The sequence below is a fragment of the Streptomyces sp. NPDC007875 genome, from assembly GCF_042868035.1.
In the GTDB taxonomy this organism is placed as follows: domain Bacteria; phylum Actinomycetota; class Actinomycetes; order Streptomycetales; family Streptomycetaceae; genus Streptomyces; species Streptomyces antimycoticus.
The window spans coordinates 397,152-421,154 of the sequence record NZ_JBIADZ010000005.1 but is presented as its reverse complement, the minus strand read 5'-3'; the positions used below and the strand labels follow the sequence as shown (position 1 = coordinate 421,154).

Genomic DNA, 24,003 nt, shown 5'->3' with positions numbered 1-24,003 from the left:
GAAGCGGTTTGACCTGCACAAAACCACAGCAAAGGTGCTGCACGTATGACGCATCCGTGTGGCATTCCTAGGTCTGGCCTGCGCAGATGTCCCGTGCGCCGCTACGGTGGTAACTCGCCCCATGTACCGGAAGGATGGGCGATGGCAGCGAAGCGCATACGCCTAGCTCAACGTCGCAAAGCGGCAGGCTTCACGCAGGAGGGGCTTGCTGAGTATCTAGGCGTCGAGCGTTCAACGGTAGGTCGCTGGGAGAGCGCCGACACGGAGCCCCAAGCTTGGATACGGCCAAAACTGGCGCGCGCGCTCAAGGTGTCGAGTCAAGAACTTCAAGCGCTCCTGGCCGACGTGACTGCCACCGACGTTCGGCTCAGTGAGCGGATGACGTATGCCCTGGGAAACCCGGGCTCAGCCGACCTCATGGTTGTCGCCTACCTTCACGAGCAGCTGCGCAAGCTGGATGAGTCCTATGACCAAGAGGCGTCGACGGCGCTGCTTGGTCTGGCCGGTCAGCTTCACGGTCAAGTGCGGTTCCTTCGTGAGAAGGCCACTAACCCTCGGGTGCGGCGTGCTCTCTACGCGGTCGAAGCCGACTCCGCGACGTTCATGGGGCAACTGGTCTGGGACGTCAGCCAGCGTCGTGACCACCATGCACCGATCCTGTACTTCAAAGAAGCGGTCGATGCAGCGAAGCACGCCCACGACCCTGCGACCGAGGCGTACGCGACGCTGCGGATGAGCTTCGTTGCGCTCTATGGTGAGAAGAACCCGACGCGAGGCGTGACGCTTGCCGAGCAAGCCGCCGAGGCCGCCAAACCGGTCAGCCCGTCGCTGACTGGTCTCTCGCTTCTTCATGTCGCCGAGGGGTACGCCATGACCGGCGCGCTTACCGAGTGCGAGGAGGCGCTGAAGAGGGCCGAGAGTCAGTTCGACCGCATCCACTCTGACGACGTGGCTGCGCCGTACTACACAGTCAATGAGTTCAATCGGCTCGCTGGATCGTGCTACCTGTTCCTCGACCTACCGGAACGGGCCGAACCTATCCTCCATATGACATCGCGGGCGCTGGCGCCCAAGAAGAAGAGTCAAGCCATCGCGTTGGGCAACCTGGCCTTGGCGCTCATTCGCCAAAGCAAGCTGGACGAGGCGGCGAGCGTCATGCACCGCACCATTGATGCCGTCGAGCTGACGCGCGGCGGAGGCGGTCTTAATCTGGCGTTCTCTGCCGGGTGGGAACTGCGGCAGTGGAGGAACGAGCCGTGGGCGCAGGAGATCAACGACAGGCTGCTTGCACTTATGGCCATATAGAACAGGTGGGGCGTGACGGACATCGACCAGGCCAAGCAGGCCGTACGCGAGCGGGTGTGGCGACGACTCATTGACGGCGGCGGCGCATCGGCCGACTCGTACGGAAAGATCCCAGGCTTTTACGGAGCTGATGGGACAGCCGAGCAACTGGCCGGTCTGGGTGAATGGCGGCGGGCGACGACCGTCAAGGCCAACCCTGACTGGGCACAGCTTCCGGTGCGCGTCCGCGCTCTCAAAGACGGTAAGCGGGTCTACATGGCCGTTCCGAAGATGGCTAGTCCGCAGCCGTTCTACTTGCTCGACCCCGAGAGCCTGACACTCCCGCCCGAGGAGGTCGCCGAGAAGAAGGGCGCGGCCCAGGTTGCCCGGTGCGTCGGCGTTGAAGAGGTCGAGCCGATCGACATCGTCATCTGCGGCAGCGTGGCCGTGAACCGTTCCGGTGCTCGCATCGGCAAGGGTGCCGGGTACTCCGACCTTGAAGTGGCGCTTCTTATCGAAGCCGGCCTGGTAACTGAGAAGACGGTGATCGTTGCGCCCGTGCATGAGCTCCAGGTCATCGAGGACGACATCCCCGAGACGGAGCACGACTTCTCCGTGGACTACATCGTCACGCCGGACACCGTGATCCCCTGCCCCAACCGCCGACGGCCACGCGGCTTGGTGTGGGATGACCTCACACTTGAGAAGATCGAGGCGATTCCGGTGCTAGCGCGCCGGAGGGCTGCGCGGTAGGCGCACCCCCTCCACGAGGTCAGGCAGTCTTCCCGACGGGGCGCTCGTGCGCGGGGGCTGCCTGCCTCGGCAAGGTGGTCACCTTCTTCATGCGCGGCTCCTTGCCGAAGAACTTGCGGTACTTCTCGACCGTGCCGATCTCCTTGATGATCTTCTTCACCCAGGCGTCGGTGTACAGGTAAGTGCTGACCGGTTCGTCGTAGATGCAGTATTTGGCCACGGTGAGGCGCGGATCGGGAGCATCGGCGGCGGGGCGAACGCCGAACCGCCGCCACATCTCGGTGTGATCGCCATGGAGACTGAAGTGAAATGGCAGCTCGGCCTCAACGCGCTTGGTGACGTCCGACGCGCGGAGCTTCGCCGGGTTCATCGTCTCGACGTGCTTCACCTTGGTGATGACCGTCCCGGTACGACCCGCCTTGGTCATGACCGCGCGCTCGCCGTCGGTCAACTCGTCCAAGTTGACGAAGTTGACCGCCAGGTCGGCATCCGTCTTCTTGCCGACGATGGGCACCAGCCGCACCCGGTAGTCGTACTTCAGATCATCCAGTACGTCCGAGTCGATGGCCGCTTCGAACTTCGCCACCAGGTCGCGGGTCTTCTTCGGCAGCTTCTTCGCCGCGTCCTGGAGTTGCTCGCGCCCCTCGGCGGTGAGCGTCTGGAGGGCGATCGGGAAGCGGAGCCGATCGGCAAGGCTGAAGGAGGGGCCGAAGTGCGCCACCATCTCCTGCTCGTAGTTCATGACGAGCGCCTGCGCCTTGCCACCTGTGGCGATCTTCAGGTTGTGCTCGTACCGATGCTCCACCTTGTTGCGGAGTGCCACGAAGAGCTCGGCGTTCAATCGCACGGGGTTGGCACTGTTGGTGTATCGCTGCTTCAGGCACCACTCCAGGTCCCACGCCTTCGGCTCTCCGTCGATCAAGATGTACTGACCGGTCTTGGGGTCCCTGTAGTGGTAGTCGATCTTCGCTTTGTGGAACTCCGCGTGAAGCAGGTAGTGCCATGCCTTGTGCATGTGTGTGAGGAAGTCGGAGTAGTTGCCGCTTGAGCAGTTCCACTCGTCAACTGCCTTCAGGGCGTGGCGCTGCGACTCCATGAGGATGTGGTGCCAACGGGCGTATGCCATTCGTGCGTCCTCCGCGTTCATAGGAAGGATCACACTTACGGCTAGCTCAGGACAAGCAGGATTCCCACGACCCATCAGGAAAGTTAGGGGCATCACGCGCTACAAGATCACTTAAGTGGACTAGTCGACCGCCCGTCGCGATCAGCCGCTTCTCACGTGCAAGATCATCCGATGGGTCGCAGGGGAGGTTGGAGAGGAGGAGACGATATGACTCCCCTCCCTCGGGCTCTGGTGTCCCTTAGCCGTCCGCCTCGGCTGCGGTGCGCAGGCGGCCGTACTCCTCCGCCATCGTCGCCAGTGTCCAGTGCGCGTTGAGGCCGCTGGGATTCGGCAGGGCCCAGATGCGGGTGTCCCCTATCGTGCGCGTCTGCGGGCCGATCTTCGCCTTCTTGTCGCCGAACGCGACGCGGTAGGCGGTGACCCCCGCCACCGCCAGCCAGCGTGGCCGCAGCCGGAGCACCTTCTCCTCCAGGATCCGGCCGCCCTCCCGGTACTCCTCGTCGCCCAGCTCATCGGCCCGCGCACTGGCGCGCGCCACCACATTGGTGATGCCCAGGCCATAGCGCACCAGCTCCGACTGCTCGGAGGGGTGCAACTGCCGCGGGGTGAAGCCCGAAGCGTGCAGTGTGGGCCAGAAGCGGTTGCCGGGGCGGGCGAAGTGGTGGCCGGTGGCGGCCGTCATCAGCCCGGGGTTGATACCGCAGAAGAGGACCCGCAGACCGTCTCCGACCACATCGGGGACGAGGCGGTCGCGGGCGGCCTCCAGTTCGGCGGGGGTCATCGCCGGCGTCAGAGGATCGAGCCGGGGGTGTAGGCGGCGGCCGCCGGGCGCTCCTTGACGATCTCCTCGATCCGGGCGACCACCGCGCCGACCTGGTTCGCGGCCGCGCCCGTGAAGGAGAGCTTGTCGTCCATCAGTGCGTCGAGACCGGCCCGGTCCAGCGGGATGCGCTCATCGGCGGCGAGCGAGTCGAGCAGCTCATTGCGCTCGGCGCCCCGCTCGCGCATCGCCAGCGCCGCGGCCACCGCGTTCTCCTTGATCGCCTCATGGGCGACCTCGCGGCCCACCCCGGCGCGGACGGCACCCATCAGCACCTTCGTCGTGGCGAGGAAGGGCAGGTAGCGGTCCAGCTCACGGGCGACGACGGCGGGGAAGGCGCCGAACTCGTCGAGCACCGTCAGGAAGGTCTCCAGCAGCCCGTCGAAGGCGAAGAACGCGTCCGGCAGTGCGACCCGGCGCACCACCGAGCAGGAGACATCGCCCTCGTTCCACTGGTCGCCCGCCAGCTCCCCGGTCATCGAGGCATAGCCGCGCAGGATCACGGCGAGGCCGTTGACGCGCTCGCAGGAGCGGGTGTTCATCTTGTGCGGCATCGCGGACGAGCCGACCTGGCCGGGCTTGAAGCCCTCGGTCACCAGCTCGTGTCCGGCCATCAGCCGGATGGTCTTGGCCAGCGAGGACGGGGCCGCGGCCAGCTGCACCAGCGCGGTGACGACGTCGTAGTCCAGCGAGCGCGGATAGACCTGGCCGACGGAGGTGAACGCCTGCGCGAAGCCGAGGTGGGCGGCGACCCGCCGCTCCAGCTCCGCGAGCTTCTCCGCATCGCCACCGAGCAGGTCCAGCATGTCCTGCGCGGTGCCGACCGGGCCCTTGACGCCCCGCAGCGGATAGCGGCCCAGCAGGTCCTCCAGCCGCCCGTACGCCACCAGCAGCTCGTCCGCCGCGGTGGCGAACCGCTTGCCGAGCGTGGTGGCCTGCGCCGCCACATTGTGCGACCGGCCGGCCATCACCAGCTCGGCGTGGTCGGCGGCCAGCTTCCCGAGCCGGGCCAGCACCGCGACCGTACGGTCCCGTACCAGCTCCAGGGAGAGCCGGATCTGGAGCTGCTCCACGTTCTCGGTGAGGTCGCGGGAGGTCATGCCCTTGTGGACGTGCTCATGGCCGGCGAGGGCGTTGAACTCCTCGATCCGGGCCTTCACATCGTGGCGGGTGACCTTCTCGCGCTCGGCGATCGAGGCCAGGTCGACGGTCTCCAGGACCCGCTCGTAGTCGGCGAGGGCGGCGTCCGGCACCTCGATTCCGAGGTCCTTCTGGGCGCGCAGCACGGCGAGCCACAGCCGCCGCTCCAGCGTCACCTTGTACTCGGGGGACCACAGGACGGCCAGCTCCGCGGAGGCGTAGCGGTTGGCCAGGACGTTCGGAATGCGCGGCTTACCAGTCACGTGCACAGAGTTTACATATCGTCCACGGCGGTCGTTCACGTCCACAGAGTCCGAGAAAGCCCAGGTCGGACGCTCGTAGGTGAGTGCGACGCGAACAGTGTGTGAGACGACTGTGAGACAGAAGAAGGCCCCGCCCCGGTTCGCCCGGGACGGGGCCTCTTTGCGTTTCATCACGACTCGGGGAAGTCGCGTTCGATCGACAGACCGCGCTCGCGGCCGTGGTAGTCGATGGCGAACTCGGTGGGTTCCCCGTGCTGGTCCCAATAGTTATTGATCATCACCAGGGAGTCGGTGCCCGCCTCTACCTCGAGGTGCTGGGCAACGTCCTCCGGCACGGGTCGGATCTCGACCGTGTCCCTGCGCTTCACCGCACGGCGGCCGGTGCGCTCCGCGATGAGGCCGAACGTCATCTTGGGCAACGGCCCTTCTTGCAGGAACTCAGGCGCGGCGTCGGCTACGGCCCTGGAGACCCAGGTGGTCGAGACGGCAACGACTCCACCTGTGTCGATGTAGCGCCGCCGGCGCCAGGCCACTTCGTCGCCCTCGTTGAGCCCCAGGGCGTCGGCAACTTCCTGCGAGGCGTGCTCCGTCCCGGCCCCCAGCATCTCGACGCGCTCGCCGGTGCCGATGTCGCCACCCTGGCGGACCCGTTGGAACCGGTCGGCTCCTGCCGTAAGTGCCTTCGGAGAGCGCACGGTCGTGCCGACGCCAGGCACCGCGTCCGCGTACCCCCGGGAGCGGAGAACCCCCGGGACCCTCGCCGCTGTCGCCCGGCTCACCTTCTCGGACTTCATGATGTCGTTCACGGAGGGGACTTTGTCGCCCGGCCGCAGCTCGCCGGACTCGATGCGGGCGATGATTCGCGCTGCGATCCGCTGGTAGGGCGCCAGTCCTTGCAGGTCAGGGTCCATCTCTCTCCTAGATTCTAGAATGTTCCGCAAGTTTCTTGACTTCCGGCATCGTTCTAGAACATCCTATTCCCATGCCCGCTGCTTCGACAGATCGGGTGAAGCCAGACACGACAAAGGCCCCAGCGGGGTCTTCACGGTGCTGCGAACACCGTGCCCGCTGAGGCCATGCATCCCAGGAATCGGAGTCCCAGATGCAGGAACAGCTTATCCGGCCTGCCTTGGAGCAGGCGACGGAGGCGGCAGCGCCGCTCCGTGTGAAGGACATCGCGGCGGCTCTGCGGGTTGACGCGTCCACGGTGTACGCCGAGATCAAGAGCGGTCGGCTCCCGTCGTACCGGGTCGGTACGGGCCGGGGCACGATCCGGGTCTCCCGCGAGGCGTTCAAGAACTACCTCGAGGCGCAGGGCATCCCGGCGAGCGAGCTGGGGGTGGCGCTGTGAGCATCAGCAGCCTGAACCAGGTCACCGCCGCGAAGGTGCGCGCCGCGCTCCCCGGTATCCCCCAGCAGCCGACCACCGAGGCTGCCGACCGGCAGGCCCGCAAGGTGACCGTCACCATCCGAGGTGCCGAGGCCATCATCACCTGCCCTGCCTGGTGCGTGGACCCGCACTCCGAGGACTACGCCTTCATTCAGGATGTGTCGCACCACGGCGAGGAGATCGCCCTGACCGCGCCCGAGCACCAGGGCACGACCGAGGTGCTGGTGGCGTCGATCAGCCAGTGGCCGTTCGTGAACGACGCGGACCGCGGCCTGCCCTACCTGGGATTCGACGCGACGGGTTCCGGTGACGTCGCCGCCCTGGCGCCCGCCGCCGCCCTGGCGTTCATCGACCAGGCCGCCGCGCACCTCGACAGGCTGCGCGCCCAGGTTCAGCAGCTCACCGAAGCTCGGCAGTCGTGAATCCGCATCGGATGGCCGTGGAGTCGGCCAAGCGGATCATGGCCGACACCGAGGACGTGAACTTCCGGGACATGGATGCTGCCGCGCACGCGGTCGGCAGCCTCCGGGGCATGGTCCGCACCCTGCTGGCCATCGTCGAGGCTCAGCCGAAGTCGGCCCGTCTGCGGCTGCAGCACGACGAGGAGTTCCTGAACCTCCTTCGCGCGCTCCGCATGGACGGGGTCTCGCTGCTGCCCATCGCTCAGCGCTTCAACAGGCTCGTCACTGCCCTGAGCGACATGGCCGAGCCCGACGAGGACGGGGGCCGGCCGTGACCGCGAAGTGGCCCATCCCTCGCCCCACGGAGAATGCCGCGTTACGTGGCGTCGACCTCCACCCGGCTCAACCGCACTCCACGGAGGAGCTGTTCACCGCCCTGGTGTGCGCCTCCACGGTCGGTGACCGGCACGGCCAGCAGCTGTTCGGGCTCGCCATCGTGCGCGTCACGGACGGCCTGAGCAGGAGGGCGGACCAGTGACCATCGAGACCCCGCCCCCGCCCCCGGTCCGCTGCACCACCTGCGGCGGCAGCGGCCTCGGCGAGACCGTCGTCACCGGAGACCGCACCTACCGCGAGTCGTGCGGCTCGTGCGGCGGCAGCGGACAGACCAGCGGCTGACAGCTGCCCGCGTCGCCCGCCCCCCACCGGGCGGCAAGGGGAGCCGGACAGTCCGGACTCTGACGAAGAAGGGACCGCCATGAGCTTCCTCAACCCCCGCCGCGAGGCCGCCATCCAGGCCAGCCAGCGCGCCGAGACCGCCGTCGACAACGCCGAGAAGGCGTACCAGAGGGCCAAGGACAGCGGCAACTACGCCGACAGGGTCACCGCCTACGACGAGCTGCACGCCGCCCGCACCGCCGCCGGCGACGCCCGGCGCGACGTGGAGGACGAGTACCAGCAGGCGCGTATCGCCAACGGCGACGACCCCGACCCCGCCGTCCCCTACCGGATCTGACCCGTCCGCACCGCTGACGGCTGCCCGATCTGCATCGGCCCCGCCCCACCCTGGGCGGGGCCCCTACCCCCGGAAAGGGGACCCCGTGAAGCACATGCTCACCCTGGGCTTGCTGTTCCTGCTGCTGGCGCTGTTCCCGCAGCTCGCCCTCGTCCCGCTCGCCGGGCTCGGCGCGCTCGCCCTGTGGGCGGCCACACAGCCCGTGATCCTCGCGTTCGCCGGCGGCCTGCTGGTCGAGCGCATGCGCAGGTGGCAGCCATGAACCCCAGCACCATCACCACCTGGGCGACCAGCCACCCTTATGTCCTAGCCGCCACCGTTGTGGTCGCGGCCGTCCTCGCCGCCGCACTCCGACGCTCCCGCAAGAACAGCCGCACCCCCGGGGCCGTGCTCGTCGCCGCGTTCGGCGCCATCGTGTGCACCGCCTACTCGGCCGACACCAGCTGGAACTTCGCCCGGGACCACTTGGGCATGGCCAGCGCCAGCGAACGCATCATGATGTTCGCCGCCGCCGAAGTCGGCCTGTTCGCCATGGCGCTCATGGCACGCGCCAACCTCAACGACCCCGACAAGAGCGACCCCGGCACCCCGGGCGTACTCGTGTGGGTTGTCACCGGAGTGCAGGTCATCCCCGCGTTCTCCGAGTCCGGGATCGTCGCGGGTACGGTCCGCGCGTTCGTCGGCCCGGTCATGGCCGCCCTGCTGTGGCACCTCGCGATGGGTATCGAGCTGCGGCACGCCAAGCCCGGGACCTTGTCGAACGGGCTGCTGGCCATCGTCGGCCGGGAGTTGCGGGAGCGGCTGCTGTCCCGTCTCGGCCTGGCCGTCCGGGACCGGACGGCCGAGCAGATCAGCCGCGACCGGGCCACGCAGCGCGCTGTGCGCTACGCGGCGAAGCTCGCCGCCAATCCGACCGGCCGCGGAAAGGCCCGCACCGAGCGCCGCCTGGCCGCCGCCGTTGCCCGCGCCCACGTCGGTGATGACCCCGAGCAGCGGCGCCAGTTGATGACCGGGCTCGCCGCCCGCCGCGGGGCCAAGGAGCTCGCCACGATCGACCTGCAGTCGCCGTGGGAGGCCCCGGCCGCACCCAAGCCGGAGCCTGTACCCGTCGAGCTGGAGCGTGTACCCGACCCCGTACCTGCCGTACCCGAGGCCGTACCCGGCGGGGTCCACCCGGAGCGGCAGCAGTACCGCCTCGACTCTTTCGCTGAGCGTCTGGTGCCCGTCGAGCCGCAGCGCGTACTCGCCGCCGAGCCGCCGCGTACCCGCCCGGAGGTGCACGCCGAGTACGTACCCGAGGACGAGCCGGAAGACGATGGGCCGGACCCCGAGGACGAGGTGCCGGACGACAGCCCGCCGCCGCCCGGCGAGGACACCCTGACCGCCCGTGCGCGCGAGTACTTCCACGACGAGGAGCCCTCGGTCCGCCGGATCAAAGACGTCTTCCACGTCGGCCAGAAGCGGGCCCAGCGCATCCGCGACGAACTCCTGAAGGTGTCCGCATGAACGAGCCTGAGCCCCTCTACAAGCCGCTGGACACCCAGACCAGAGCCGACGCCCACCAATGGGCCCAGCACCCCCTCACAGGCCCGGTGGAGCTGTACGAGGAGCGGCAGCCCGTCATCTACGTGCCCGGCCCCAACGGGCAGATGGTCGCCGTACTCAAGGAGTACCTGCCGACCGTACCCGCCCCCGTACCCGCGCCCCCACCTGCGGGTTTCGACCCCGTGGCGCAGCGCGTACTCGGCGGCGGCATCGGCATCGGCACGGCCGCGGCCGGAGTCGGCTGGGGCTTCGGGCAGGCCACGGCCGGGGTCTCTTCCGGCAGCGTCGTCCTCTTCCTGGCCGCGCTGCTCGCCTGGCGGGCCACCCGCCGCGGTGGCGACACGTACATCACCAACAACCACACCACGAACCGGTGGTGGGGCCGCTCCTCCACCAGCATCCGCAACCACTGACCAGGAAGGACAACCCCATGGACGAGATCGTCCGCGCAGCCGCACAGGTCATGGTCATCGAGGAAGCCCGGTCCTACGTCGAGGGCATGGGCCGCGTCGACGAGACCAACAACGGGCAGCTCCTCGGCCACCTCATGGCCGCCGAGACGCTCCTCATGCGGATCGTCACCGCGTTCGCCGAGCCCGCCACCACCTGACGCGTACCCGAGTACGCCCCGTACCCCGTACCCAATCCGCCCCTGACCAGGAAGGACACCTGATGGGCGACGTACCCCGCTCCTACACCCCGGCCGAGAAGAGGAAGCGCGCCTGGCTGGTGCTGCGCGGCGTCAAGCAGGCCGCCGCCGACTGCGTCGATCCGAAGCTCGACGCCCGTATCGACCGCATCGACGCCCGCGCCGAGGACCGCGGCATCCGCGAAGCCCGCGCCCTCTACCAGCAGCACGAGCAGGCCCAGAACGCCCTCGCCGTCGCCAAGGCCAAGGAGCGCACCGTCAGCCGCGAGGACCGCCAGGTCGCCCGCCAGGCCCGCATCAAGGCCGAGCAGCAGCTGAGCCGCACCGAGAAGGCCATCCGCCGCGCCGGCCTCTAGCGACGCCACGGGGCGGCCGTACCCGGCCTAGGAACCGCCGGCCGCCCCGTGCCCCGCACCCTCCATGAGAGAGCAGGAGACACCAGCATGACCGACACCTTCGCCCCCGCCGTACCCGCCGCCCCGGGTACACCCGTCGAGGACGTACCCGCGCCGGGTACACCCTCTCTCACCAAGACGAGTACACCCCCCGCTCCCGTACCCGAGCGGGAGGAGACCGGGCAGCGCGTACCCGTCGACAATCCCAACCTGCCGGACCCGGAACAGGGCGGCGAGGTACGCCGGCCGATCCTGCCCGCATGGGCCAAGGACCGGGACGAGTTCACCACCACCGCCGGCCACACCGCCGACCGGGCCTGGTACACCATCCGCTATCACGCCGTTCGCACCCTCTCCGGGGTGTACGCGGCCCGCCTCGCCGCACGGGCCCCCGTGGGGGCTGCCAGGTTCATCAAGGGCACCGGCCGGTGGATCTGGGACCGGGAAGCCGCACCGCTGCGGGGTGCGGCCGTGCGCGACGAGAACGCCGCCGAGTACATGACCCTCTCCCGGCAGCGCAACGACCGCGTCAAGCTGCGCCTCACCGTCTCCCTTATCGCCGCCGTGTTCGGCCTCGGTTTCGCCCTCACCCTCTACGTCATGGCCCCCGCCTGGCTGTACGTCTTCAGCTGCGCCGGGATCCTGACCCTGGGCTACTTCGGGCAGAAGGAAGACGCCCCCGTCATCGGCCCCGCCGTCCTGCCCACCGACGTGCAGAAGCTCACCGCGGGCCTCGTCCTGCGCGGTCTCAACGCCATCGGCAACGCCAAAATCTCCGCCGCCATCAAGAAGGGCGGCGACATGGACGGGATGCGCTTCACCAGCGAAATCACCCGCGACGGGCCCGGCTACCGCGCCGACCTCGACCTGCCCTACGGCGTCACACCCGAGGACGTCATGGAGGAGCGGCAGGCCCTCGCCTCGGGGCTGCGCCGCAAGCTCGGCTGCGTCTGGCCCTCCGGCGACCCCGAGCAGCACGAGGGCCGACTGGTGCTGTGGATCGGCGACAAGCCCATGAACGAGACCAAGAAACCCGCCTGGCCGCTCGCCGAGACCGGGCAGGTCGACCTGTTCAAGCCCATCATCTTCGGCAACGACCAGCGCATGCGGTGGGTCGAAGTCACCCTGATGTTCGCCTCCGTCGTCATCGGCTCCATCCCCCGCATGGGCAAGACGTTCCTCATGCGGCTGTTCTTCCTCATCGCCGCCCTCGACCCCCGGGCTGAGCTGCACGCCTTCGACTTCAAGGGCACCGGCGACTTCTCCACCCTCGAGCCCGTCAGTCACCGGTACATGGCCGGTGAGGAAGACGAGGATGTCGAGTACGTCCTGCACTCGTTGCGCGAGGTCAAGGCTGAGCTGCGGCGCCGGGCGAAGGTCATCAAGAACCTGCCGCGGTCCCGCTGCCCGGAGAACAAGGTCACCCCCGAGCTGGCCAACGACAAGTCACTTCGCCTGCACCCCATCATCGTCGGCATCGACGAATGCCAGGTGGGCTTCGAACACGACAAGCACGGGGCCGAGATCGAGTCCATCTGCACCGACATCACCAAGCGCGGCCCGGCTCTCGGCATCATCGGCATGTTCGGGACTCAGCGTCCGGACGCCAAGTCCCTGCCCAAAGGCATCAGCGACAACGCCGTCCTGCGCTTCTGCCTCAAGGTGATCAGCCAGATGGCCAACGACATGGTTCTTGGCCAGTCCATGTACAAGGCCGGGATCCGGGCCACCATGTTCGCCCGCTCCGACAAGGGCATCGCCTGGATGGTCGGCGAGGGCGATGACCCGCGCATCGTCTCCGGCGCCTACATCGACGCGCCCAAGGCCGAGGCCATCGTCGAACGCGCCCGCCTCATGCGCGAGGAGTACGGCAACATCACCGGCCACGCCCTCGGCCAGGGCCCCGAGAAGAGCGCCGGCATGGACATCCTCGGCGACGTTCTCAAGGTGATCCCGGCCGACGAGGACAAGGTTTGGTGCGAGCGCATCGCCACCCGCCTCGCCGAGCGCTGGCTCGACCAGTACGGCGAGTGGACCGGCGCCGACGTCACCCGCGCGCTCAAGCCGCACGGTGTCAAGGCCAAGGACGTCTGGGGCACCACGGACGACGGCCAGGGCACCACCCGGCGCGGCATCGAACGCGCCGATGTGGTCGCTGCCATCACTCGCCGTGACACCAAGAAGGTCGCTGCCTGACCTCAGCAGGGCCGCTAGACCTAGCAACCCCTCCCGCTAGGTCTAGCACCCCCGCTAGCGCCCAAACGGCCATCTGGCCAGCGATCTAGTACCTAGCACCACCACCCCCGGGAACCCCGGATCCCGCCCCAGAGAGGGAGTTGAGTTCCTGATGCTCGCCGCTAGCATCCTCGTCGTCACCGCCGCGACCGGCTACGCAGCGTTGTGTTGGCTGAAGCCGTTCGGCACCTGCATGCGCTGCAAAGGCAAGGCCGAACGGACCACCATGTTCGGTCGTGTGAAGCCCTGCCGACCCTGCCGCCGCACCGGCATGCGCGTCCGCGTCGGCCGCCGCGCCTACACCCGCTGGGCCCGCCTCTACACCCGCGGCACCCGCTGAGGCCAACACGGTCCAGCGGCGCAACCTGCAACTGACCAGCAAAGCGTGACTGTTCGTAGCGAGAGTCCTGTAGTAAGGTCATTTGTGACCTTCTGGGCCCGCGCCACGGATTCCCTGGAAGGGGAAGCACATGGCCACCAGTGTGGTTTCGACAGCCCGGCGATTCTCCGGGCACCGGCTCCGCGAAGCACGACTCGCAGCCGAACTCTCCCCGGAGCGCCTCGCGCTCCAGGTCGAGCGCTCCGTCTACAGCATCCACGAGTATGAGCGCGGCAGGGTCATCCCTCCCATCCACGTGATCACCCGCCTCGCCGCATCGGTCGGATGCAGCCTCGAGGACCTCCTCACCGAGGAGGTCAGTGATGCCGCCTAAGTCCCGAGAGCGCACGGCGCCCACGCTCGCCGAGATCAGGAAGTGGCCCGCCACGGTCCCCGTGCCACAGGCCGCCCTCGCGCTCGGATGCAGCAAGTCACACCTCCACGAACTCATCAAGCGCGGCGAGGCACCCGTTCGAACCATTCCGTTCGGCCGCCGCCACGTCGTGATCACCCAGTCCCTCGTGACTCTCCTGGAGTCCGCATGACCAACAAAGCAAAGACGCCCGGGGGCAACCGGGCGTCCAATGAAGTCCTGTTTGGCGGCGGGACTGACGCCACTGTAACGCCGATCGCCCGGCCCGTCACCGTGACCACCAGCGGGCGTGTCGAAACCGCCGTCCGCTGCCCCGAATGCGCGGAGTGGCACCGCCACATCGGCACCGGCCTCAAGACCGCACCCTGCGGCGCCACCTACCGCGTCGAGTACAAGCACCAGGGGAGGGCCGCGGCGTGAACGTATGGCACAACGCTCTCGAGAACGCCCTCGCCGCCGCTGAGCGTGGCTACGCGGTCTTCCCCCTCTCCCGCAACAAGGTGCCCGCCATCGCCTCCCCCCACGAGCGGGGGCACTGCTGCAAGGGGCAGTGCGGGCAGCCGGGGCACGGCGTCCACGACGCCACCACCGTCGCCGCTGATGTCCGTCTCCTGTTCGACCAGGCACCACGCGCGGCCGGGTACGGCGTCGCATGTGGCGGAACCCTTCGCCTCATCGGCCTCGACCTCGACCGGCACGGCGCCAGCGATGGAGTCGCCGAACTCAACCGGCTCGCCACCGAGCACGGGTTCACCATCCCCCGCACCTTGACCGTGTGCACCCCCTCCAACGGCTTCCATCTGTGGCTCACCGCGCCCGAGGGCGTCACGGTGCCGAACTCGGCCGGACGCGTTGGCCCCGGCATCGACGTGCGCGGCACCGGCGGCTACCTGGTGGGGCCGGGCAGCGTCGGAACCACGGGCGAGTATGTGCTTCACCCCAAGCTCGGCGAGGTGGACGTACAGCCCGTCCCCGAGGCCCTGCTGCGCCTCATGCTGCCCGCGCCCGTCGCCCCCGTGCGGCGGCGTACCGCGCCGCTGCTGCGGACCCGTGACGCTGCCCTCGACGGGCTCGTGCGGGTCGTAATCGGTGCCCAGGAGGGCGAGCGGAACAGCAAGTTGTACTGGGCCAGCTGCAAGGTGTGGGCGCACGTAGCGGACGGACATATGGACGCAGCCACGGCGGAACGCGCCCTCGTTGACGCGGCTGTCTCCCGGGGCCTGGCCGAGCGGGACGCGTCCCGCACCGTCGCATCCGCGCGCCGCACGGCAGGAGCCGCCTCATGACCAGCCCTGTACCTGTGTCAGAACCGTCAGAAGTGTCAGAAGGCGAAGATGCTCTTGGCCACGGCCGTGGACCGTTTCTGACAGTCGCCGGAACAGTGTCAGAAACGAGGCAACCGACTGACCTGCACGAACCCGCTGGTTCTGACGGTTCTGACACTTCTGACGCACTCAGCGATGCGGAGTACGACGAACGGCTCCTCTCCGCTGTACGCGATGGTGCGTGGCTGGAGGACCAGGACTTCCCGCCGCTCAGCTACGCCATTGGCGGCCTGGTGCCGGAAGGGTTCTCGCTGCTGATCGGGCCGCCCAAGGCAGGTAAGAGCTGGCTCGCGCTGGACTTCCTGCTCGCCATCTCCGGCGGCCGATACGCCGTGGGGAAGATCGCCATGACCGGGAAGCGGCGCGTGCTGTACCTCGCCCTCGAAGACGGCGACCGGCGCATGCAAGACCGCTGCCGGACGATCCTGGGCGCCGATCAGATCCCGGCCCTTTTCCACTACATGACCGACATTCAGCCTGGGTTCGTCGTGGCGACCATCCAGGCGTTCATCCGGCGGTACCCGGATACCGCGCTGGTCGTCATCGACACGCTGGGCAAGGTCATGCCGCCATCGATGCCCGGCGAGTCGGCATACCAGCGTGACTACCGCGTCGCGGGCGCCCTCAAGCGCGTAGCGGACGCGCACCCGGGGCTGGCCATCAGCGCTCTCCACCACGATCGGAAGGCGGCCTCGGATGACTTCGTGGACTCCGTCTCTGGCACGCACGGCCTGGCGGGCGCGGCCGACACCATCATCGTCCTCGCCCGCAAGCGGCAGGCCAGCGAAGCGGTCCTCATGGTCACGGGCCGGGACGTGATGGAAGCCGAGTACGCGCTCGTTATGGATGGCGGGCTGTGGCAGCTCGACGGCGTCGACCTGGCGGAAGCCGCATCCGTAGCTCAGCAGCGGGAGGACTCGGCCGGCCTCGGCGACAAGTCCGTGGAGATCCTGGCATTCGTCCGGCAACACGACGCCCCGGTGCGGGCCGGGGCCGTCGCCGACAAGTTCGGCAAGGACGCGTACCAGTACCTCGGCCGCCTCGAGGAGTCCGGCCGCCTCATCAAAGTCAAGCGTGGCTGGTACAGGGCCACCGAGACGATCCCCGGAGTGGAGGAAGCATCGTGAAGCGCCGCGCGCGCAACCGCCCGGCGGGCGTCGGGTTCTACTGCGCCAGCTGTGCCCGGCCCCTCGCCCGCGGCTCCTACGGGCTGTGCCCGTTGGGCTGCGGGGCCCGGCTGTGCCGCAAAGGCCACTGCAAGGGCCAGCACCTGCCGAGGAACTGCCCCAGCTGGCAGGCCAGCCGCGGCCTGCTGGAGGCATCGTGACGACCTTCATGCAGGACCTGGCCATCAACCGGTACGTCAGACGGCTGCAAGACGACGACTACCAGGCCGAGCTGTACGACGACTTCCGCGACATGGTCGCCAACAAGCGGATCATCGGCACGGAACGGCTCACCTGGTACACCGGCCGGGCCTGCCCCGAGAACCGGCCCGCGATGCTGTGGGAAGCCTGGCGCACCGGCAAACTCCTGCCCCGCGTCCTCCCCGCCGTCATCGGCGGCACCTGGTCCATCGGCAAACAAGGCACCGTGCCCCTCGACCAGTGGCGCGCCATGTTCGATGAAGCCGGATACACCCAAGACGGTCGGCGACACCCCCGGCCCACGCAGCCCGTTGAACTGTGGCGGGCCGCAGACGACGAGCACCGCGACGGATGGTTCTGGACCTCCTACCTCGTGCACGCGCAGATGGTCCTCGACGTGCGGCCCGGCGCCCGACTGTGGCGCACCATCGCCCCGCCCGAGGCGATCCTCTGCCGCAACATCGGCATCACCGGCGGCTGGGACGAGTTCGCCGTCGACACCCGCGAACTCACCATCCACGCGGCCGAACCGGCCGAACCACTCACCCTCACGCCCGGGGCCCCGCGCCCCGACAGCATCCCCGCGAACCACTTCTGAAGGAGAAACCCCATGACCAAGACCGCGACCCTGCCCACCGTGGCCGCCGCCGAGCAGCAGCTCGCCGACGCGCACGCCGCACACACCGAAGCCACCGCCGCACTCGACCAGCTCAAGGCCGCGATCCTGATGGACGGGCCCACCGCCGTCACCGCCCAGGATCTCGGCGCCGCCGCCGACCGGGCCGAACACGCCGGGCTCGCCGTCCAGCACGCCCGCGCCGAACACGCCGCAGCGCAGGAACGCGACCGCCGCCAGGCACTGCGCGACCTCAAGAACGAAATCCTCACCGGCGCCAGCAACCCACAGGCCGCACTCGCAGCCATGCGCCAGTTCGAAGACGCAGCCGCCGCCCTCATCGCCACCTGCTGCAGCAGGCAGCGCAACATCAGCCAGTGGACCCGCGCCATGCGACAGCACGGCGTGCCCCGCGCGAACAACCAGCCCGCCGCCGAGCAGCACGAGGGACTCGCGTGGGCAGACGCCGGCCTCGGCCGCAGCGACCACATCACCGTCGACGGACGCACCATCGCCGACATCAACCCCGGCGTCATCATCACCGCCGCCCTCCACCGCGCAGCCAGCGCGGCCGGGTACACGGTGCGGCACCTCGCGCCCGCCCTCGACGTCGGCCGCCCCGACCCCGCCGCCGTCAACGACCCCGGGCAGTGGTTCAACGCCAGGTACTGACCAGGCCGCTCGCACCCGCTGACCACGGCAAGGTGCGAGCGACGGCGGCGGTCTCCTTCCCGCGCGGCCGTCAGGGCGCCCGGCGACCGCGGCAAGCCGGGCGCCCACACCTTCGCAGATCAAAAGGGGTGGGGGTGATCCCCGATCTTGAAGAAATCTTCGGATCGGGCACGTTAGCAACTCGCTGTGCGTGGACCCTGAAAAGGTCCCTAGGCGCCCTCTGACCTGCGGAAACGCGGCGACAGCGGACCGCCGGCCGGGCCCGGAGTTCTTCGCGGCACTGAGGAAACCGCAGGTCAGAGACCTAAAGCCGTTACACATCGGAGGTAGTCATGCAGGAAGTACCGCCGGGGCTCGGCGAGTCGGGCACCGCTCTGTGGGCCTCGATTGCGGGGAAGTTCGGGCTGGAGGTGTTCGAGCAGCAGCTGCTGTTGCAGGCGTGCCGGTCGGCCGATCTGCTGGACCGGCTGGCGGCGCAGGCCGCGGTGGGCGGGTTGACGGTGACGAACGCCAAGGGGGATGAGGTGACGGCTCCGTGGATCACCGAGCACCGTCAGCAGTCGGCGAACCTGGCCCGGATGATCGCCTCGCTTCGGATCCCGGACGAGGAGGATCAGCGGCCGCAGCGTCGTGGTGCCTTGCGTCGTTCTTACGGCATCCGGGGTTCGGTGGCGTGAGGCGCCTCGAGGAGCCGAAGGAGGCGCCCCCAGACATTCCGGAGCACCTGATGAGGTGCCGGGTTGAGGACTGGGTGGAGCCAGACGAGCCGATGCCGCAGTGGGCGCTCGACGGTGAGGAGCCGTGGGAGTTCTGGGCTTCGGTTGCGGCGAACCGCCGTTGGTCGAGGGCGTTGAACGCCTGGCTCGAGGAGCGGGGGATTTCGCGGTGGGAGAGGAGCCGGCTGGTTCCCTCGCACCGGCCGAGGTGGCGTAACCCGCCGCTTGGCTAAGAACTGAACAGCAGCACAAGGAGAACGCGGTCATGGCTGACCCGATCAAGAAGATCACACTGAGGAACGGCACGGTGCGGTACCGCACGGTGGTCGACGCTGGCCGCGACGAGAACGGCAAGCGGGTACAGATCACCATCACGAGAGACACGAAGACAGAGGTCAAGGACGAACGTAACCGCATCCTGCATCAGCGGAAGGCAGGGACGTACATCGCCCCCAGCACCATCACGTTGGGGGAGTGGCTTGACCAGTGGCTGGAGTACAAGCGCCGGGACGTCGAGGAGACCACGATCCGCGCATACCGGCTCGCCCTGGTGCACGTCCACGACCGACTCGGCCATGTCCGTCTGCAAGAGCTCACCGAGGACCAGGTGCGCGACTTCATTGACGAGCTGGTGGCTCGTGGGCGGCGTAAGGGTGGCAAGTCCGGGACGCGGCTCGCTGTGTCCACGGTCGAGGGCATCCTGACGAGGCTCCGCGAGGCGCTGAGCCGCGCGGTCGTCCGCAAGCTCATTGCGGTGAGCCCAGCGAAGCACGTGCGGGTTTCTCTGGTGGACAAGAAGACCGACAAGCGGGAGCGGGTGCGGCCGAAGCCGTGGACGGTCGAGGAGGTCCAAGCGTTCATCAAGGGCATCGAGGAGGACCGGCTGTACGCGCCGATGCTCCTGTCGTTGATGGGGCTGCGGCCGGCCGAGGTGTGCGGACAGCGCTGGGCGGACATCGACTTGCAGCTCGGCACGCTCGAGATGACCAACACCCGCACGATGATCGGCAACTTCAAGGTGTTGGAGAAGGACGCAAAGACGACAGCCGGTGAGCGTTCCCTTCCGCTGCCTCAGTGGCCGTGGGATGCGCTGAAGCGGTTCCGTGCCCAGCAGGCCCGGGAGAAGCTGGCGGCGGGGGAGGCGTACACCGACAGCGGCTACGTCCTCGTTGACGAGCTTGGCGTCGAGATGAACACGCGCCAGTTGCGGGAGCACGCCTATCGGCTCATGGAGGAGCTTGGGATGCGCCGTGTACGCCTGTACGACGCCCGCCACTCCTGCCTGACCTATCTGGCCGTGACGGGCGTCCCTGATGTCGTCCTGGCCGCGTGGGCGGGGCACACGAACGCTTCGTTCACCAAGCGGAAGTACGTCCATGTCGCACCCGAGGACATGCGGGCCGCGGCAGCGGCGTGGGATGCCTTCCACGGTGGTGATCCAAAAACCGCTACGTGAGAAATTGTGAGAAACGATCTCTCACGCATCGCGATCCATGGCATCTGACCTGCGCAAACGCTTATCGTCGTAGAACAGTGCACAGAGTCTACTGGCCGTCCTCGCAGGCCAGACCGGTGGCCGAGGGACCCCTCCGCAGGGCCCGGGGCGCGAGCCCTACGGATCAGCCGCGGACCGGCCACGGATCAGCCGCGGATCAGCCCTCGTACGGCAGCAGCTCGGCGCGCTTGGGGGCACGCCCGTCGCCCGAGGAGCGGCCGGTGAGCCGCCTGCCGATCCACGGTCCGAGGTGCTGGCGGGCGAACCGCACATCCGAGGTGCGGCGGGCTATCCAGCCGACGGGCACCGGGGGCGGCAGGGGCGCGTTCCAGTCGGCCTCCGGCTCCTGGCCCAGCGCCTGCCATACGGCCTCGGCGACCCGCCGGTGCCCCTCGGCGTTCAGATGCAGCCGGTCCTCGTCCCACATCCGGGGGTCCCCGACGGCCTGGGAGGCGAACAGGTCCACGACGGTCGCGTCATGCCGTGCGCCCAGCTCGTCGATGACCGAGAACAGCCGCTCCATCCGCGGCTCGAACCGCGCGAACACCGGCCCGCGCCGCCCCGGGCTGCGCATCAGCACCAGCCGCTTGCAGGTGGGCGCCAGCCGCTCGACGGCCTCCTCCAGCAGGGCGCACACCCGGCCCACATCGCATTTCGGCCGCAGCACATCGTTCAGTCCGCCGACCAGGGTCACCAGATCGGCGCCCATGTCCGCCGCCGGGCCCGTCTGCTCCTCGACGATCTGCCCGATCAGCTTGCCGCGGACCGCGAGGTTGGCGTAGCGGAAGCCGGGGCTGTGGGCCGCGAGCCGACCGGCGAGCAGGTCCGCCCAGCCTCGGTAGGTACCGTCGGGGAGCCGGTCCGACATGCCCTCGGTGAAGGAGTCGCCGACCGCGACAAAGCTGCTGTAGGTGATGTTCGTCTGCATGGCGCAGGCGATCCTATCCCGGTGCGCGGGCTGCGTTGACCGCCGACCGCGAGCATGATGAGCCGCATGGCGATGACCCACATCTACTTCGAGGGCGGAGCGCGGAACGGGACGACCGCCAGCTGGAATGTGGAGCCCGGCGCGGACATCTACGACGACAACATCTTCCGGCCACCGGAGCTGTACCGGCGGACGAACCGCACCAAGGTCATCGGCCGGGTCGAATACGTGATTTTCCGCTATGACCCGATGGGTACCCGGCCCGGCACCGGCCCCGGTACCGGCCCGGGCCCCCGCCGCTGAGCCTCGCGCGGCCGTCCGGCCGGTGCCCGCCGGTTGGCCCGCTTGGACCGCGCGGGGTTCCGCGCGCCGCGTGGCGGGGCAGTCTGGTCGGCGTGGATGCCTTCGAATGCGACCGTACGACCATGGCCATCGTCGCCGCCGCGCTCGCCGACGACGGGGAGGGCGCCGCCGCCCTCCTGGAGCCACTCGAGATGCGCGACGCGTGCCGGGTCGCGGTGCGGCTCGCGGCGATGGCCGCCCATGCGCTGGTGGCGGTGGCCGAGGAGGGCGGCGGCGGACGGGAGGAGGCGCTGGCCCACTGGCAGGAGTGCATCATCGCCCATGAGTCCAGACGCACCGAGGAGTGACCGGACGCGCCGAACAGCGCGCGGCAACGTGTGTGATCAGGCCGGGCCAGATGTGCTCAGGCCACCAGCTCGCGCAGCACGTCCTCCATGGTCACAAGACCCTCCAGCCGTCCGTCCGCGGCGATGACCGCCGCGAGGTGGGTGCGGCTGTCGCGCATCGCGGTGAGCACGTCGTCCAGCGGCGTATGGGACCGCACCCGGGGGATCGGGCGCAACTGATCGGGGCGGAACGGCACATCCCGGGGCCGTGCGTCCAGCGCGTCCTTCACATGCAGATAGCCCAGGATCCGCCCGGAGTCGTCGACCACCGGGAACCGTGAGAAGCCGGTCCGCGCCGCCAGCTCTTCCAGCTCCTCGGGGGTCACCCCGAGCTGCGCCTTGACCACCTGATCCATGGGCAGCACCACATCCCGCACCCGTCGTCTGCCCAGCTCCAGCACGTCCCGCAGGCGCACGGTGGCGCGGTCGTCCAGCAGCCCGGCCTCGCTGGAGTCCGAGACCATCCGGGCCAGCTCATCGTCCGAGAAGGTCGCCGCGACCTCGCCCCTGGGCTCCACGCGCATCAGCTTCAGCAGCCCGTTCGCCAAGGAGTTCACGCCGAAGATCACCGGGCGCAGGGTGCGGGTGAGGGTGACCAGGGGCGGGCCGAGCAGCAGCACGGTGCGCACCGGCTCGGCCAGCGCCACGTTCTTCGGCACCATCTCGCCGAACAGCATGTGCAGATAGGTGGCCACGGTCAGCGCGATCACGAACGAGACCGGGTGCACCAGCCCCAGCGGCAGCCCCACCACATGGAAGAACGGCTCCAGCAGATGCGCGATGGCCGGTTCCGCGACGGCGCCCAGCACCAGCGTGCACAGCGTGATCCCGAGCTGGGCCGCGGCCAGCAGCGCGGAGAGGTGCTCCAGGGCCCACAGCACGGACCGCGCCCGCCGGTCGCCCTGCTGGGCGTGCGGATCGATCTGGCTGCGGCGCACCGAGATCAGGGCGAACTCCGCGCCCACGAAGAAAGCGTTGAGGACCAGCGTCAGCAGGCCGATCAGCAGTTGGAGGACGGTCATCGGCCCGTCGCCCCCTCGGCCCCGGGAACGCCGCCGTCGCCATCGCTCCCGGCACCGCGCACCGGCGCCCGCAGCCGGACCCGGGCCGCCCGGTGGCTCGACACCTTGCGCACCTCCACCGACCAGCCCGCCAGCTCGACCGTGTCGCCGACGGCGGGGATCCGGCCCAGCTCGGTGGCGATCAGCCCGGCCAGGGTCTCGTACGGGCCCGGCGGCACCCGCAGCCCGATGCGCTCCAGCTGATCCACGCGGGCCGCGCCGTCCGCGTCGTACAGCGCATGGCCCTCCGCGTCCCGGCCCATCGGAATCAGATGGGCGGTCTCCTGCGGATCGTGCTCGTCGCGGACCTCGCCGACCACCTCCTCGACGATGTCCTCCAGCGTGACGACCCCGGCCGTACCGCCGTACTCGTCGATGACCACGGCCATGCTGCGCTGCGCCGAGAGCCGGTCCAGCAGCCGATCCACGGTCAGCGTCTCCGGGACGAACAGCGCTTCGCGCATCAGGTCGGAGACCGGGCGGCGGGGCCGCTCCTCGGCGGGGACCGCCAGGACGTCCTTGATGTGGACGACGCCGGTCACGGTGTCCAGGCTGCTCTGGTAGACGGGGAAGCGGGACAGCCCGGTGGCGCGGGTGGCGTTGGCGACGTCCTCGGCGGTGGCCCGTACGTCCAGCGCCACCACCCGCACCCTCGGGGTCATCACGTTCTGCGCGGTGAGCTCGGCGAGGTTGAGGGTGCGGACGAACAGCTCGGCGGTGTCCTTCTCCAGCGCGCCCTCCTTGGCGGAGTGGCGGGCGAGGGCGATCAGCTCCTGCGGGCCGCGCGCGGAGGCCAGCTCCTCGGCGGGCTCCAGGCCCATCCGGCGCACGGTGCGGTTGGCGGTGTTGTTGAGATGGCTGATCAGTGGGCGGAAGACGGAGCTGAAGACGCGCTGCGGGGTGGCCACGGCCTTGGCGACCGGCAGCGGCCGGGAGATGGCCCAGTTCTTGGGCACCAGCTCGCCGACGACCATCAGCACGACGGTCGACAGAAAGGTGCCGAGCACCAGCGCGGCCGAGCGGACGGCCGACTGGGGCACGCCGATCGCGGTGAGCGGCCCGGCCAGCAGGGCCGCGACGGACGGCTCGGCCAGCATGCCGACGACCAGATTGGTCACGGTGATGCCGAGCTGCGCGCCGGAGAGCTGGTAGGTGAGGCTCCGCACGGCCTTCAGGGCCCCCGCCGCACCGCGCTCCCCGCGTTCGGCCGCCCGTTCCAGCTCGCTGCGCTCGACCGTGGTCAGCGAGAACTCCGCCGCGACGAAAGCGCCGCAGGTCACCGCCAGGAGGAGCGCCACGGCCAGGAGGAGGACTTCGGTCATCGGTTCACCTCCGTCCCATGATCCGCCAGGGACCGGAGGAATGC

General features: G+C 69.1%; 34 protein-coding genes. 27 read left to right on the top strand and 7 right to left on the bottom strand.

What is annotated here, in order from left to right; all coding sequences use genetic code 11:
- Positions 1 to 141 precede the first annotated feature (141 nt).
- Together ACFYOY_RS14120 and ACFYOY_RS14115 are read left to right on the top strand one after the other, a co-directional pair.
- Positions 142 to 1,305, top strand: a complete 1,164-nt coding sequence (locus ACFYOY_RS14120; RefSeq protein ID WP_351884064.1) for a helix-turn-helix transcriptional regulator — start codon at positions 142 to 144, stop codon at positions 1,303 to 1,305.
- 12 nt (positions 1,306 to 1,317) lie between these two features.
- Complete coding sequence (locus tag ACFYOY_RS14115) at positions 1,318 to 2,037, top strand: 5-formyltetrahydrofolate cyclo-ligase (protein WP_351884066.1); 720 nt, start codon at positions 1,318 to 1,320, stop codon at positions 2,035 to 2,037.
- Between the two features lie 19 nt (positions 2,038 to 2,056).
- On the opposite strand, the gene ACFYOY_RS14110 is transcribed toward ACFYOY_RS14115, so the two are convergent.
- From ACFYOY_RS14110 to ACFYOY_RS14095, 4 genes are all read right to left on the bottom strand, one after another.
- Positions 2,057 to 3,184: a DUF3644 domain-containing protein gene (locus ACFYOY_RS14110; RefSeq protein ID WP_388587100.1), complete on the bottom strand. Its 1,128-nt coding sequence runs from the start codon at positions 3,182 to 3,184 to the stop codon at positions 2,057 to 2,059.
- A 217-nt stretch (positions 3,185 to 3,401) separates the two neighbouring features.
- Positions 3,402 to 3,944 carry a G/U mismatch-specific DNA glycosylase gene (gene mug, locus ACFYOY_RS14105; protein ID WP_388587097.1) on the bottom strand — a complete coding sequence of 181 codons (543 nt, stop codon included), beginning with the start codon at positions 3,942 to 3,944 and terminating at the stop codon, positions 3,402 to 3,404.
- An 8-nt stretch (positions 3,945 to 3,952) separates the two neighbouring features.
- The gene (gene purB / locus ACFYOY_RS14100) at positions 3,953 to 5,386 is read right to left on the bottom strand and encodes an adenylosuccinate lyase (protein WP_093470680.1); all 1,434 of its coding nucleotides are present in this window, start codon (positions 5,384 to 5,386) and stop codon (positions 3,953 to 3,955) included.
- 170 nt (positions 5,387 to 5,556) lie between these two features.
- Positions 5,557 to 6,297, bottom strand: coding sequence for a GntR family transcriptional regulator (locus tag ACFYOY_RS14095; protein WP_388587094.1), 741 nt, complete (start codon positions 6,295 to 6,297; stop codon positions 5,557 to 5,559).
- A gap of 191 nt (positions 6,298 to 6,488) precedes the next feature.
- Between ACFYOY_RS14095 and ACFYOY_RS14090 the strand changes: the two genes are divergently transcribed.
- The 23 genes from ACFYOY_RS14090 (at position 6,489) to xerC (ending at position 19,920) form a co-directional block, all read left to right on the top strand.
- A complete protein-coding gene (locus tag ACFYOY_RS14090; protein ID WP_388587091.1) occupies positions 6,489 to 6,737 on the top strand; it encodes a helix-turn-helix domain-containing protein in 249 nt (82 codons plus the stop codon).
- Entirely contained in the window at positions 6,734 to 7,198 is a 465-nt protein-coding gene (locus tag ACFYOY_RS14085; RefSeq protein ID WP_388587088.1) for a DUF6907 domain-containing protein, read from the top strand. The genes ACFYOY_RS14090 and ACFYOY_RS14085 overlap by 4 nt, the downstream gene beginning before the upstream one ends.
- A complete protein-coding gene (locus ACFYOY_RS14080; RefSeq protein WP_388587085.1) occupies positions 7,195 to 7,512 on the top strand; it encodes a hypothetical protein in 318 nt (105 codons plus the stop codon). Before ACFYOY_RS14085 ends, ACFYOY_RS14080 begins: the two co-directional genes overlap by 4 nt.
- Positions 7,509 to 7,715, top strand: coding sequence for a hypothetical protein (locus tag ACFYOY_RS14075; RefSeq protein ID WP_388587082.1), 207 nt, complete (start codon positions 7,509 to 7,511; stop codon positions 7,713 to 7,715). The genes ACFYOY_RS14080 and ACFYOY_RS14075 overlap by 4 nt, the downstream gene beginning before the upstream one ends.
- Positions 7,712 to 7,855: a hypothetical protein gene (locus tag ACFYOY_RS14070; protein WP_388587079.1), complete on the top strand. Its 144-nt coding sequence runs from the start codon at positions 7,712 to 7,714 to the stop codon at positions 7,853 to 7,855. The genes ACFYOY_RS14075 and ACFYOY_RS14070 overlap by 4 nt, the downstream gene beginning before the upstream one ends.
- A gap of 79 nt (positions 7,856 to 7,934) precedes the next feature.
- On the top strand, positions 7,935 to 8,192 hold the full coding sequence (locus ACFYOY_RS14065) for a hypothetical protein (protein WP_388587077.1): 258 nt from the start codon (positions 7,935 to 7,937) through the stop codon (positions 8,190 to 8,192).
- 85 nt (positions 8,193 to 8,277) lie between these two features.
- Positions 8,278 to 8,454, top strand: coding sequence for a hypothetical protein (locus ACFYOY_RS14060; RefSeq protein WP_388587074.1), 177 nt, complete (start codon positions 8,278 to 8,280; stop codon positions 8,452 to 8,454).
- Complete coding sequence (locus ACFYOY_RS14055) at positions 8,451 to 9,698, top strand: hypothetical protein (protein WP_388587072.1); 1,248 nt, start codon at positions 8,451 to 8,453, stop codon at positions 9,696 to 9,698. The genes ACFYOY_RS14060 and ACFYOY_RS14055 overlap by 4 nt, the downstream gene beginning before the upstream one ends.
- Positions 9,695 to 10,150: a hypothetical protein gene (locus tag ACFYOY_RS14050; RefSeq protein ID WP_388587069.1), complete on the top strand. Its 456-nt coding sequence runs from the start codon at positions 9,695 to 9,697 to the stop codon at positions 10,148 to 10,150. Before ACFYOY_RS14055 ends, ACFYOY_RS14050 begins: the two co-directional genes overlap by 4 nt.
- A 17-nt stretch (positions 10,151 to 10,167) precedes the next feature.
- Positions 10,168 to 10,347 carry a hypothetical protein gene (locus ACFYOY_RS14045; RefSeq protein WP_388587066.1) on the top strand — a complete coding sequence of 60 codons (180 nt, stop codon included), beginning with the start codon at positions 10,168 to 10,170 and terminating at the stop codon, positions 10,345 to 10,347.
- A gap of 62 nt (positions 10,348 to 10,409) precedes the next feature.
- Positions 10,410 to 10,742 carry a hypothetical protein gene (locus ACFYOY_RS14040; protein ID WP_388587063.1) on the top strand — a complete coding sequence of 111 codons (333 nt, stop codon included), beginning with the start codon at positions 10,410 to 10,412 and terminating at the stop codon, positions 10,740 to 10,742.
- Positions 10,743 to 10,829: 87 nt separating this feature from the next.
- On the top strand, positions 10,830 to 12,977 hold the full coding sequence (locus tag ACFYOY_RS14035; RefSeq protein ID WP_388587061.1) for a cell division protein FtsK: 2,148 nt from the start codon (positions 10,830 to 10,832) through the stop codon (positions 12,975 to 12,977).
- Positions 12,978 to 13,128: 151 nt separating this feature from the next.
- On the top strand, positions 13,129 to 13,356 hold the full coding sequence (locus tag ACFYOY_RS14030; RefSeq protein WP_388587058.1) for a hypothetical protein: 228 nt from the start codon (positions 13,129 to 13,131) through the stop codon (positions 13,354 to 13,356).
- Positions 13,357 to 13,486: 130 nt separating this feature from the next.
- Positions 13,487 to 13,729 carry a helix-turn-helix transcriptional regulator gene (locus ACFYOY_RS14025; RefSeq protein WP_388587056.1) on the top strand — a complete coding sequence of 81 codons (243 nt, stop codon included), beginning with the start codon at positions 13,487 to 13,489 and terminating at the stop codon, positions 13,727 to 13,729.
- Entirely contained in the window at positions 13,719 to 13,940 is a 222-nt protein-coding gene (locus ACFYOY_RS14020) for a DNA-binding protein (protein WP_388587053.1), read from the top strand. The genes ACFYOY_RS14025 and ACFYOY_RS14020 overlap by 11 nt, the downstream gene beginning before the upstream one ends.
- Entirely contained in the window at positions 13,937 to 14,188 is a 252-nt protein-coding gene (locus tag ACFYOY_RS14015; RefSeq protein WP_388587050.1) for a hypothetical protein, read from the top strand. Before ACFYOY_RS14020 ends, ACFYOY_RS14015 begins: the two co-directional genes overlap by 4 nt.
- Positions 14,185 to 15,054, top strand: a complete 870-nt coding sequence (locus tag ACFYOY_RS14010) for a bifunctional DNA primase/polymerase (RefSeq protein ID WP_388587047.1) — start codon at positions 14,185 to 14,187, stop codon at positions 15,052 to 15,054. The genes ACFYOY_RS14015 and ACFYOY_RS14010 overlap by 4 nt, the downstream gene beginning before the upstream one ends.
- Positions 15,051 to 16,220, top strand: a complete 1,170-nt coding sequence (locus tag ACFYOY_RS14005) for an AAA family ATPase (protein WP_388587044.1) — start codon at positions 15,051 to 15,053, stop codon at positions 16,218 to 16,220. The genes ACFYOY_RS14010 and ACFYOY_RS14005 overlap by 4 nt, the downstream gene beginning before the upstream one ends.
- A complete protein-coding gene (locus tag ACFYOY_RS14000; protein WP_388587042.1) occupies positions 16,217 to 16,420 on the top strand; it encodes a hypothetical protein in 204 nt (67 codons plus the stop codon). The genes ACFYOY_RS14005 and ACFYOY_RS14000 overlap by 4 nt, the downstream gene beginning before the upstream one ends.
- Positions 16,417 to 17,058 carry a hypothetical protein gene (locus tag ACFYOY_RS13995; protein WP_388587039.1) on the top strand — a complete coding sequence of 214 codons (642 nt, stop codon included), beginning with the start codon at positions 16,417 to 16,419 and terminating at the stop codon, positions 17,056 to 17,058. The genes ACFYOY_RS14000 and ACFYOY_RS13995 overlap by 4 nt, the downstream gene beginning before the upstream one ends.
- A 12-nt stretch (positions 17,059 to 17,070) precedes the next feature.
- The gene (locus ACFYOY_RS13990) at positions 17,071 to 17,748 is read left to right on the top strand and encodes a hypothetical protein (protein ID WP_388587033.1); all 678 of its coding nucleotides are present in this window, start codon (positions 17,071 to 17,073) and stop codon (positions 17,746 to 17,748) included.
- Positions 17,749 to 18,080: 332 nt separating this feature from the next.
- Positions 18,081 to 18,425 carry a hypothetical protein gene (locus ACFYOY_RS13985; protein ID WP_388587030.1) on the top strand — a complete coding sequence of 115 codons (345 nt, stop codon included), beginning with the start codon at positions 18,081 to 18,083 and terminating at the stop codon, positions 18,423 to 18,425.
- A gap of 304 nt (positions 18,426 to 18,729) precedes the next feature.
- The gene (xerC, locus tag ACFYOY_RS13980) at positions 18,730 to 19,920 is read left to right on the top strand and encodes a tyrosine recombinase XerC (RefSeq protein ID WP_388587027.1); all 1,191 of its coding nucleotides are present in this window, start codon (positions 18,730 to 18,732) and stop codon (positions 19,918 to 19,920) included.
- Positions 19,921 to 20,116: 196 nt separating this feature from the next.
- Here xerC and ACFYOY_RS13975 read toward each other — a convergent pair whose 3' ends face one another.
- Positions 20,117 to 20,887 (bottom strand): SGNH/GDSL hydrolase family protein, encoded by a 771-nt coding sequence (locus tag ACFYOY_RS13975; RefSeq protein ID WP_351884072.1) that lies wholly within the window; start codon positions 20,885 to 20,887, stop codon positions 20,117 to 20,119.
- A 66-nt stretch (positions 20,888 to 20,953) separates the two neighbouring features.
- Here ACFYOY_RS13975 and ACFYOY_RS13970 point away from each other — a divergent pair, with 66 nt between their 5' ends.
- Together ACFYOY_RS13970 and ACFYOY_RS13965 are read left to right on the top strand one after the other, a co-directional pair.
- Positions 20,954 to 21,190 carry a hypothetical protein gene (locus ACFYOY_RS13970; RefSeq protein ID WP_351884074.1) on the top strand — a complete coding sequence of 79 codons (237 nt, stop codon included), beginning with the start codon at positions 20,954 to 20,956 and terminating at the stop codon, positions 21,188 to 21,190.
- 122 nt (positions 21,191 to 21,312) lie between these two features.
- Positions 21,313 to 21,537 carry a hypothetical protein gene (locus ACFYOY_RS13965; protein WP_014056689.1) on the top strand — a complete coding sequence of 75 codons (225 nt, stop codon included), beginning with the start codon at positions 21,313 to 21,315 and terminating at the stop codon, positions 21,535 to 21,537.
- Positions 21,538 to 21,593: 56 nt separating this feature from the next.
- Here ACFYOY_RS13965 and ACFYOY_RS13960 read toward each other — a convergent pair whose 3' ends face one another.
- The gene (locus ACFYOY_RS13960) at positions 21,594 to 22,598 is read right to left on the bottom strand and encodes a hemolysin family protein (RefSeq protein WP_351884076.1); all 1,005 of its coding nucleotides are present in this window, start codon (positions 22,596 to 22,598) and stop codon (positions 21,594 to 21,596) included.
- A complete protein-coding gene (locus tag ACFYOY_RS13955) occupies positions 22,595 to 23,959 on the bottom strand; it encodes a hemolysin family protein (protein ID WP_351884078.1) in 1,365 nt (454 codons plus the stop codon). The genes ACFYOY_RS13960 and ACFYOY_RS13955 overlap by 4 nt, the downstream gene beginning before the upstream one ends.
- Positions 23,960 to 24,003 lie beyond the last annotated feature (44 nt).

What these genes read in the sequence shown, in the direction of transcription:
- xerC (WP_388587027.1), top strand. Translation starts at nt 18,730, where the DNA reads ATGGCTGACCCGATCAAGAAGATCACACTGAGGAACGGCACGGTGCGG.
- ACFYOY_RS14095 (WP_388587094.1), bottom strand. Translation starts at nt 6,297, where the DNA reads ATGGACCCTGACCTGCAAGGACTGGCGCCCTACCAGCGGATCGCAGCG.
- ACFYOY_RS13985 (WP_388587030.1), top strand. Translation starts at nt 18,081, where the DNA reads ATGCAGGAAGTACCGCCGGGGCTCGGCGAGTCGGGCACCGCTCTGTGG.
- ACFYOY_RS14015 (WP_388587050.1), top strand. Translation starts at nt 13,937, where the DNA reads ATGACCAACAAAGCAAAGACGCCCGGGGGCAACCGGGCGTCCAATGAA.
- ACFYOY_RS13955 (WP_351884078.1), bottom strand. Translation starts at nt 23,959, where the DNA reads ATGACCGAAGTCCTCCTCCTGGCCGTGGCGCTCCTCCTGGCGGTGACC.
- ACFYOY_RS14030 (WP_388587058.1), top strand. Translation starts at nt 13,129, where the DNA reads ATGCTCGCCGCTAGCATCCTCGTCGTCACCGCCGCGACCGGCTACGCA.
- ACFYOY_RS13975 (WP_351884072.1), bottom strand. Translation starts at nt 20,887, where the DNA reads ATGCAGACGAACATCACCTACAGCAGCTTTGTCGCGGTCGGCGACTCC.
- ACFYOY_RS14055 (WP_388587072.1), top strand. Translation starts at nt 8,451, where the DNA reads ATGAACCCCAGCACCATCACCACCTGGGCGACCAGCCACCCTTATGTC.
- ACFYOY_RS14020 (WP_388587053.1), top strand. Translation starts at nt 13,719, where the DNA reads ATGCCGCCTAAGTCCCGAGAGCGCACGGCGCCCACGCTCGCCGAGATC.
- ACFYOY_RS14005 (WP_388587044.1), top strand. Translation starts at nt 15,051, where the DNA reads ATGACCAGCCCTGTACCTGTGTCAGAACCGTCAGAAGTGTCAGAAGGC.
- ACFYOY_RS14120 (WP_351884064.1), top strand. Translation starts at nt 142, where the DNA reads ATGGCAGCGAAGCGCATACGCCTAGCTCAACGTCGCAAAGCGGCAGGC.
- ACFYOY_RS14090 (WP_388587091.1), top strand. Translation starts at nt 6,489, where the DNA reads ATGCAGGAACAGCTTATCCGGCCTGCCTTGGAGCAGGCGACGGAGGCG.
- ACFYOY_RS13960 (WP_351884076.1), bottom strand. Translation starts at nt 22,598, where the DNA reads ATGACCGTCCTCCAACTGCTGATCGGCCTGCTGACGCTGGTCCTCAAC.
- ACFYOY_RS13965 (WP_014056689.1), top strand. Translation starts at nt 21,313, where the DNA reads ATGGCCATCGTCGCCGCCGCGCTCGCCGACGACGGGGAGGGCGCCGCC.
- ACFYOY_RS14025 (WP_388587056.1), top strand. Translation starts at nt 13,487, where the DNA reads ATGGCCACCAGTGTGGTTTCGACAGCCCGGCGATTCTCCGGGCACCGG.
- ACFYOY_RS14040 (WP_388587063.1), top strand. Translation starts at nt 10,410, where the DNA reads ATGGGCGACGTACCCCGCTCCTACACCCCGGCCGAGAAGAGGAAGCGC.
- ACFYOY_RS14065 (WP_388587077.1), top strand. Translation starts at nt 7,935, where the DNA reads ATGAGCTTCCTCAACCCCCGCCGCGAGGCCGCCATCCAGGCCAGCCAG.
- ACFYOY_RS14045 (WP_388587066.1), top strand. Translation starts at nt 10,168, where the DNA reads ATGGACGAGATCGTCCGCGCAGCCGCACAGGTCATGGTCATCGAGGAA.
- ACFYOY_RS13970 (WP_351884074.1), top strand. Translation starts at nt 20,954, where the DNA reads ATGGCGATGACCCACATCTACTTCGAGGGCGGAGCGCGGAACGGGACG.
- ACFYOY_RS14110 (WP_388587100.1), bottom strand. Translation starts at nt 3,184, where the DNA reads ATGAACGCGGAGGACGCACGAATGGCATACGCCCGTTGGCACCACATC.
- ACFYOY_RS14050 (WP_388587069.1), top strand. Translation starts at nt 9,695, where the DNA reads ATGAACGAGCCTGAGCCCCTCTACAAGCCGCTGGACACCCAGACCAGA.
- mug (WP_388587097.1), bottom strand. Translation starts at nt 3,944, where the DNA reads ATGACCCCCGCCGAACTGGAGGCCGCCCGCGACCGCCTCGTCCCCGAT.
- ACFYOY_RS14035 (WP_388587061.1), top strand. Translation starts at nt 10,830, where the DNA reads ATGACCGACACCTTCGCCCCCGCCGTACCCGCCGCCCCGGGTACACCC.
- ACFYOY_RS13990 (WP_388587033.1), top strand. Translation starts at nt 17,071, where the DNA reads ATGACCAAGACCGCGACCCTGCCCACCGTGGCCGCCGCCGAGCAGCAG.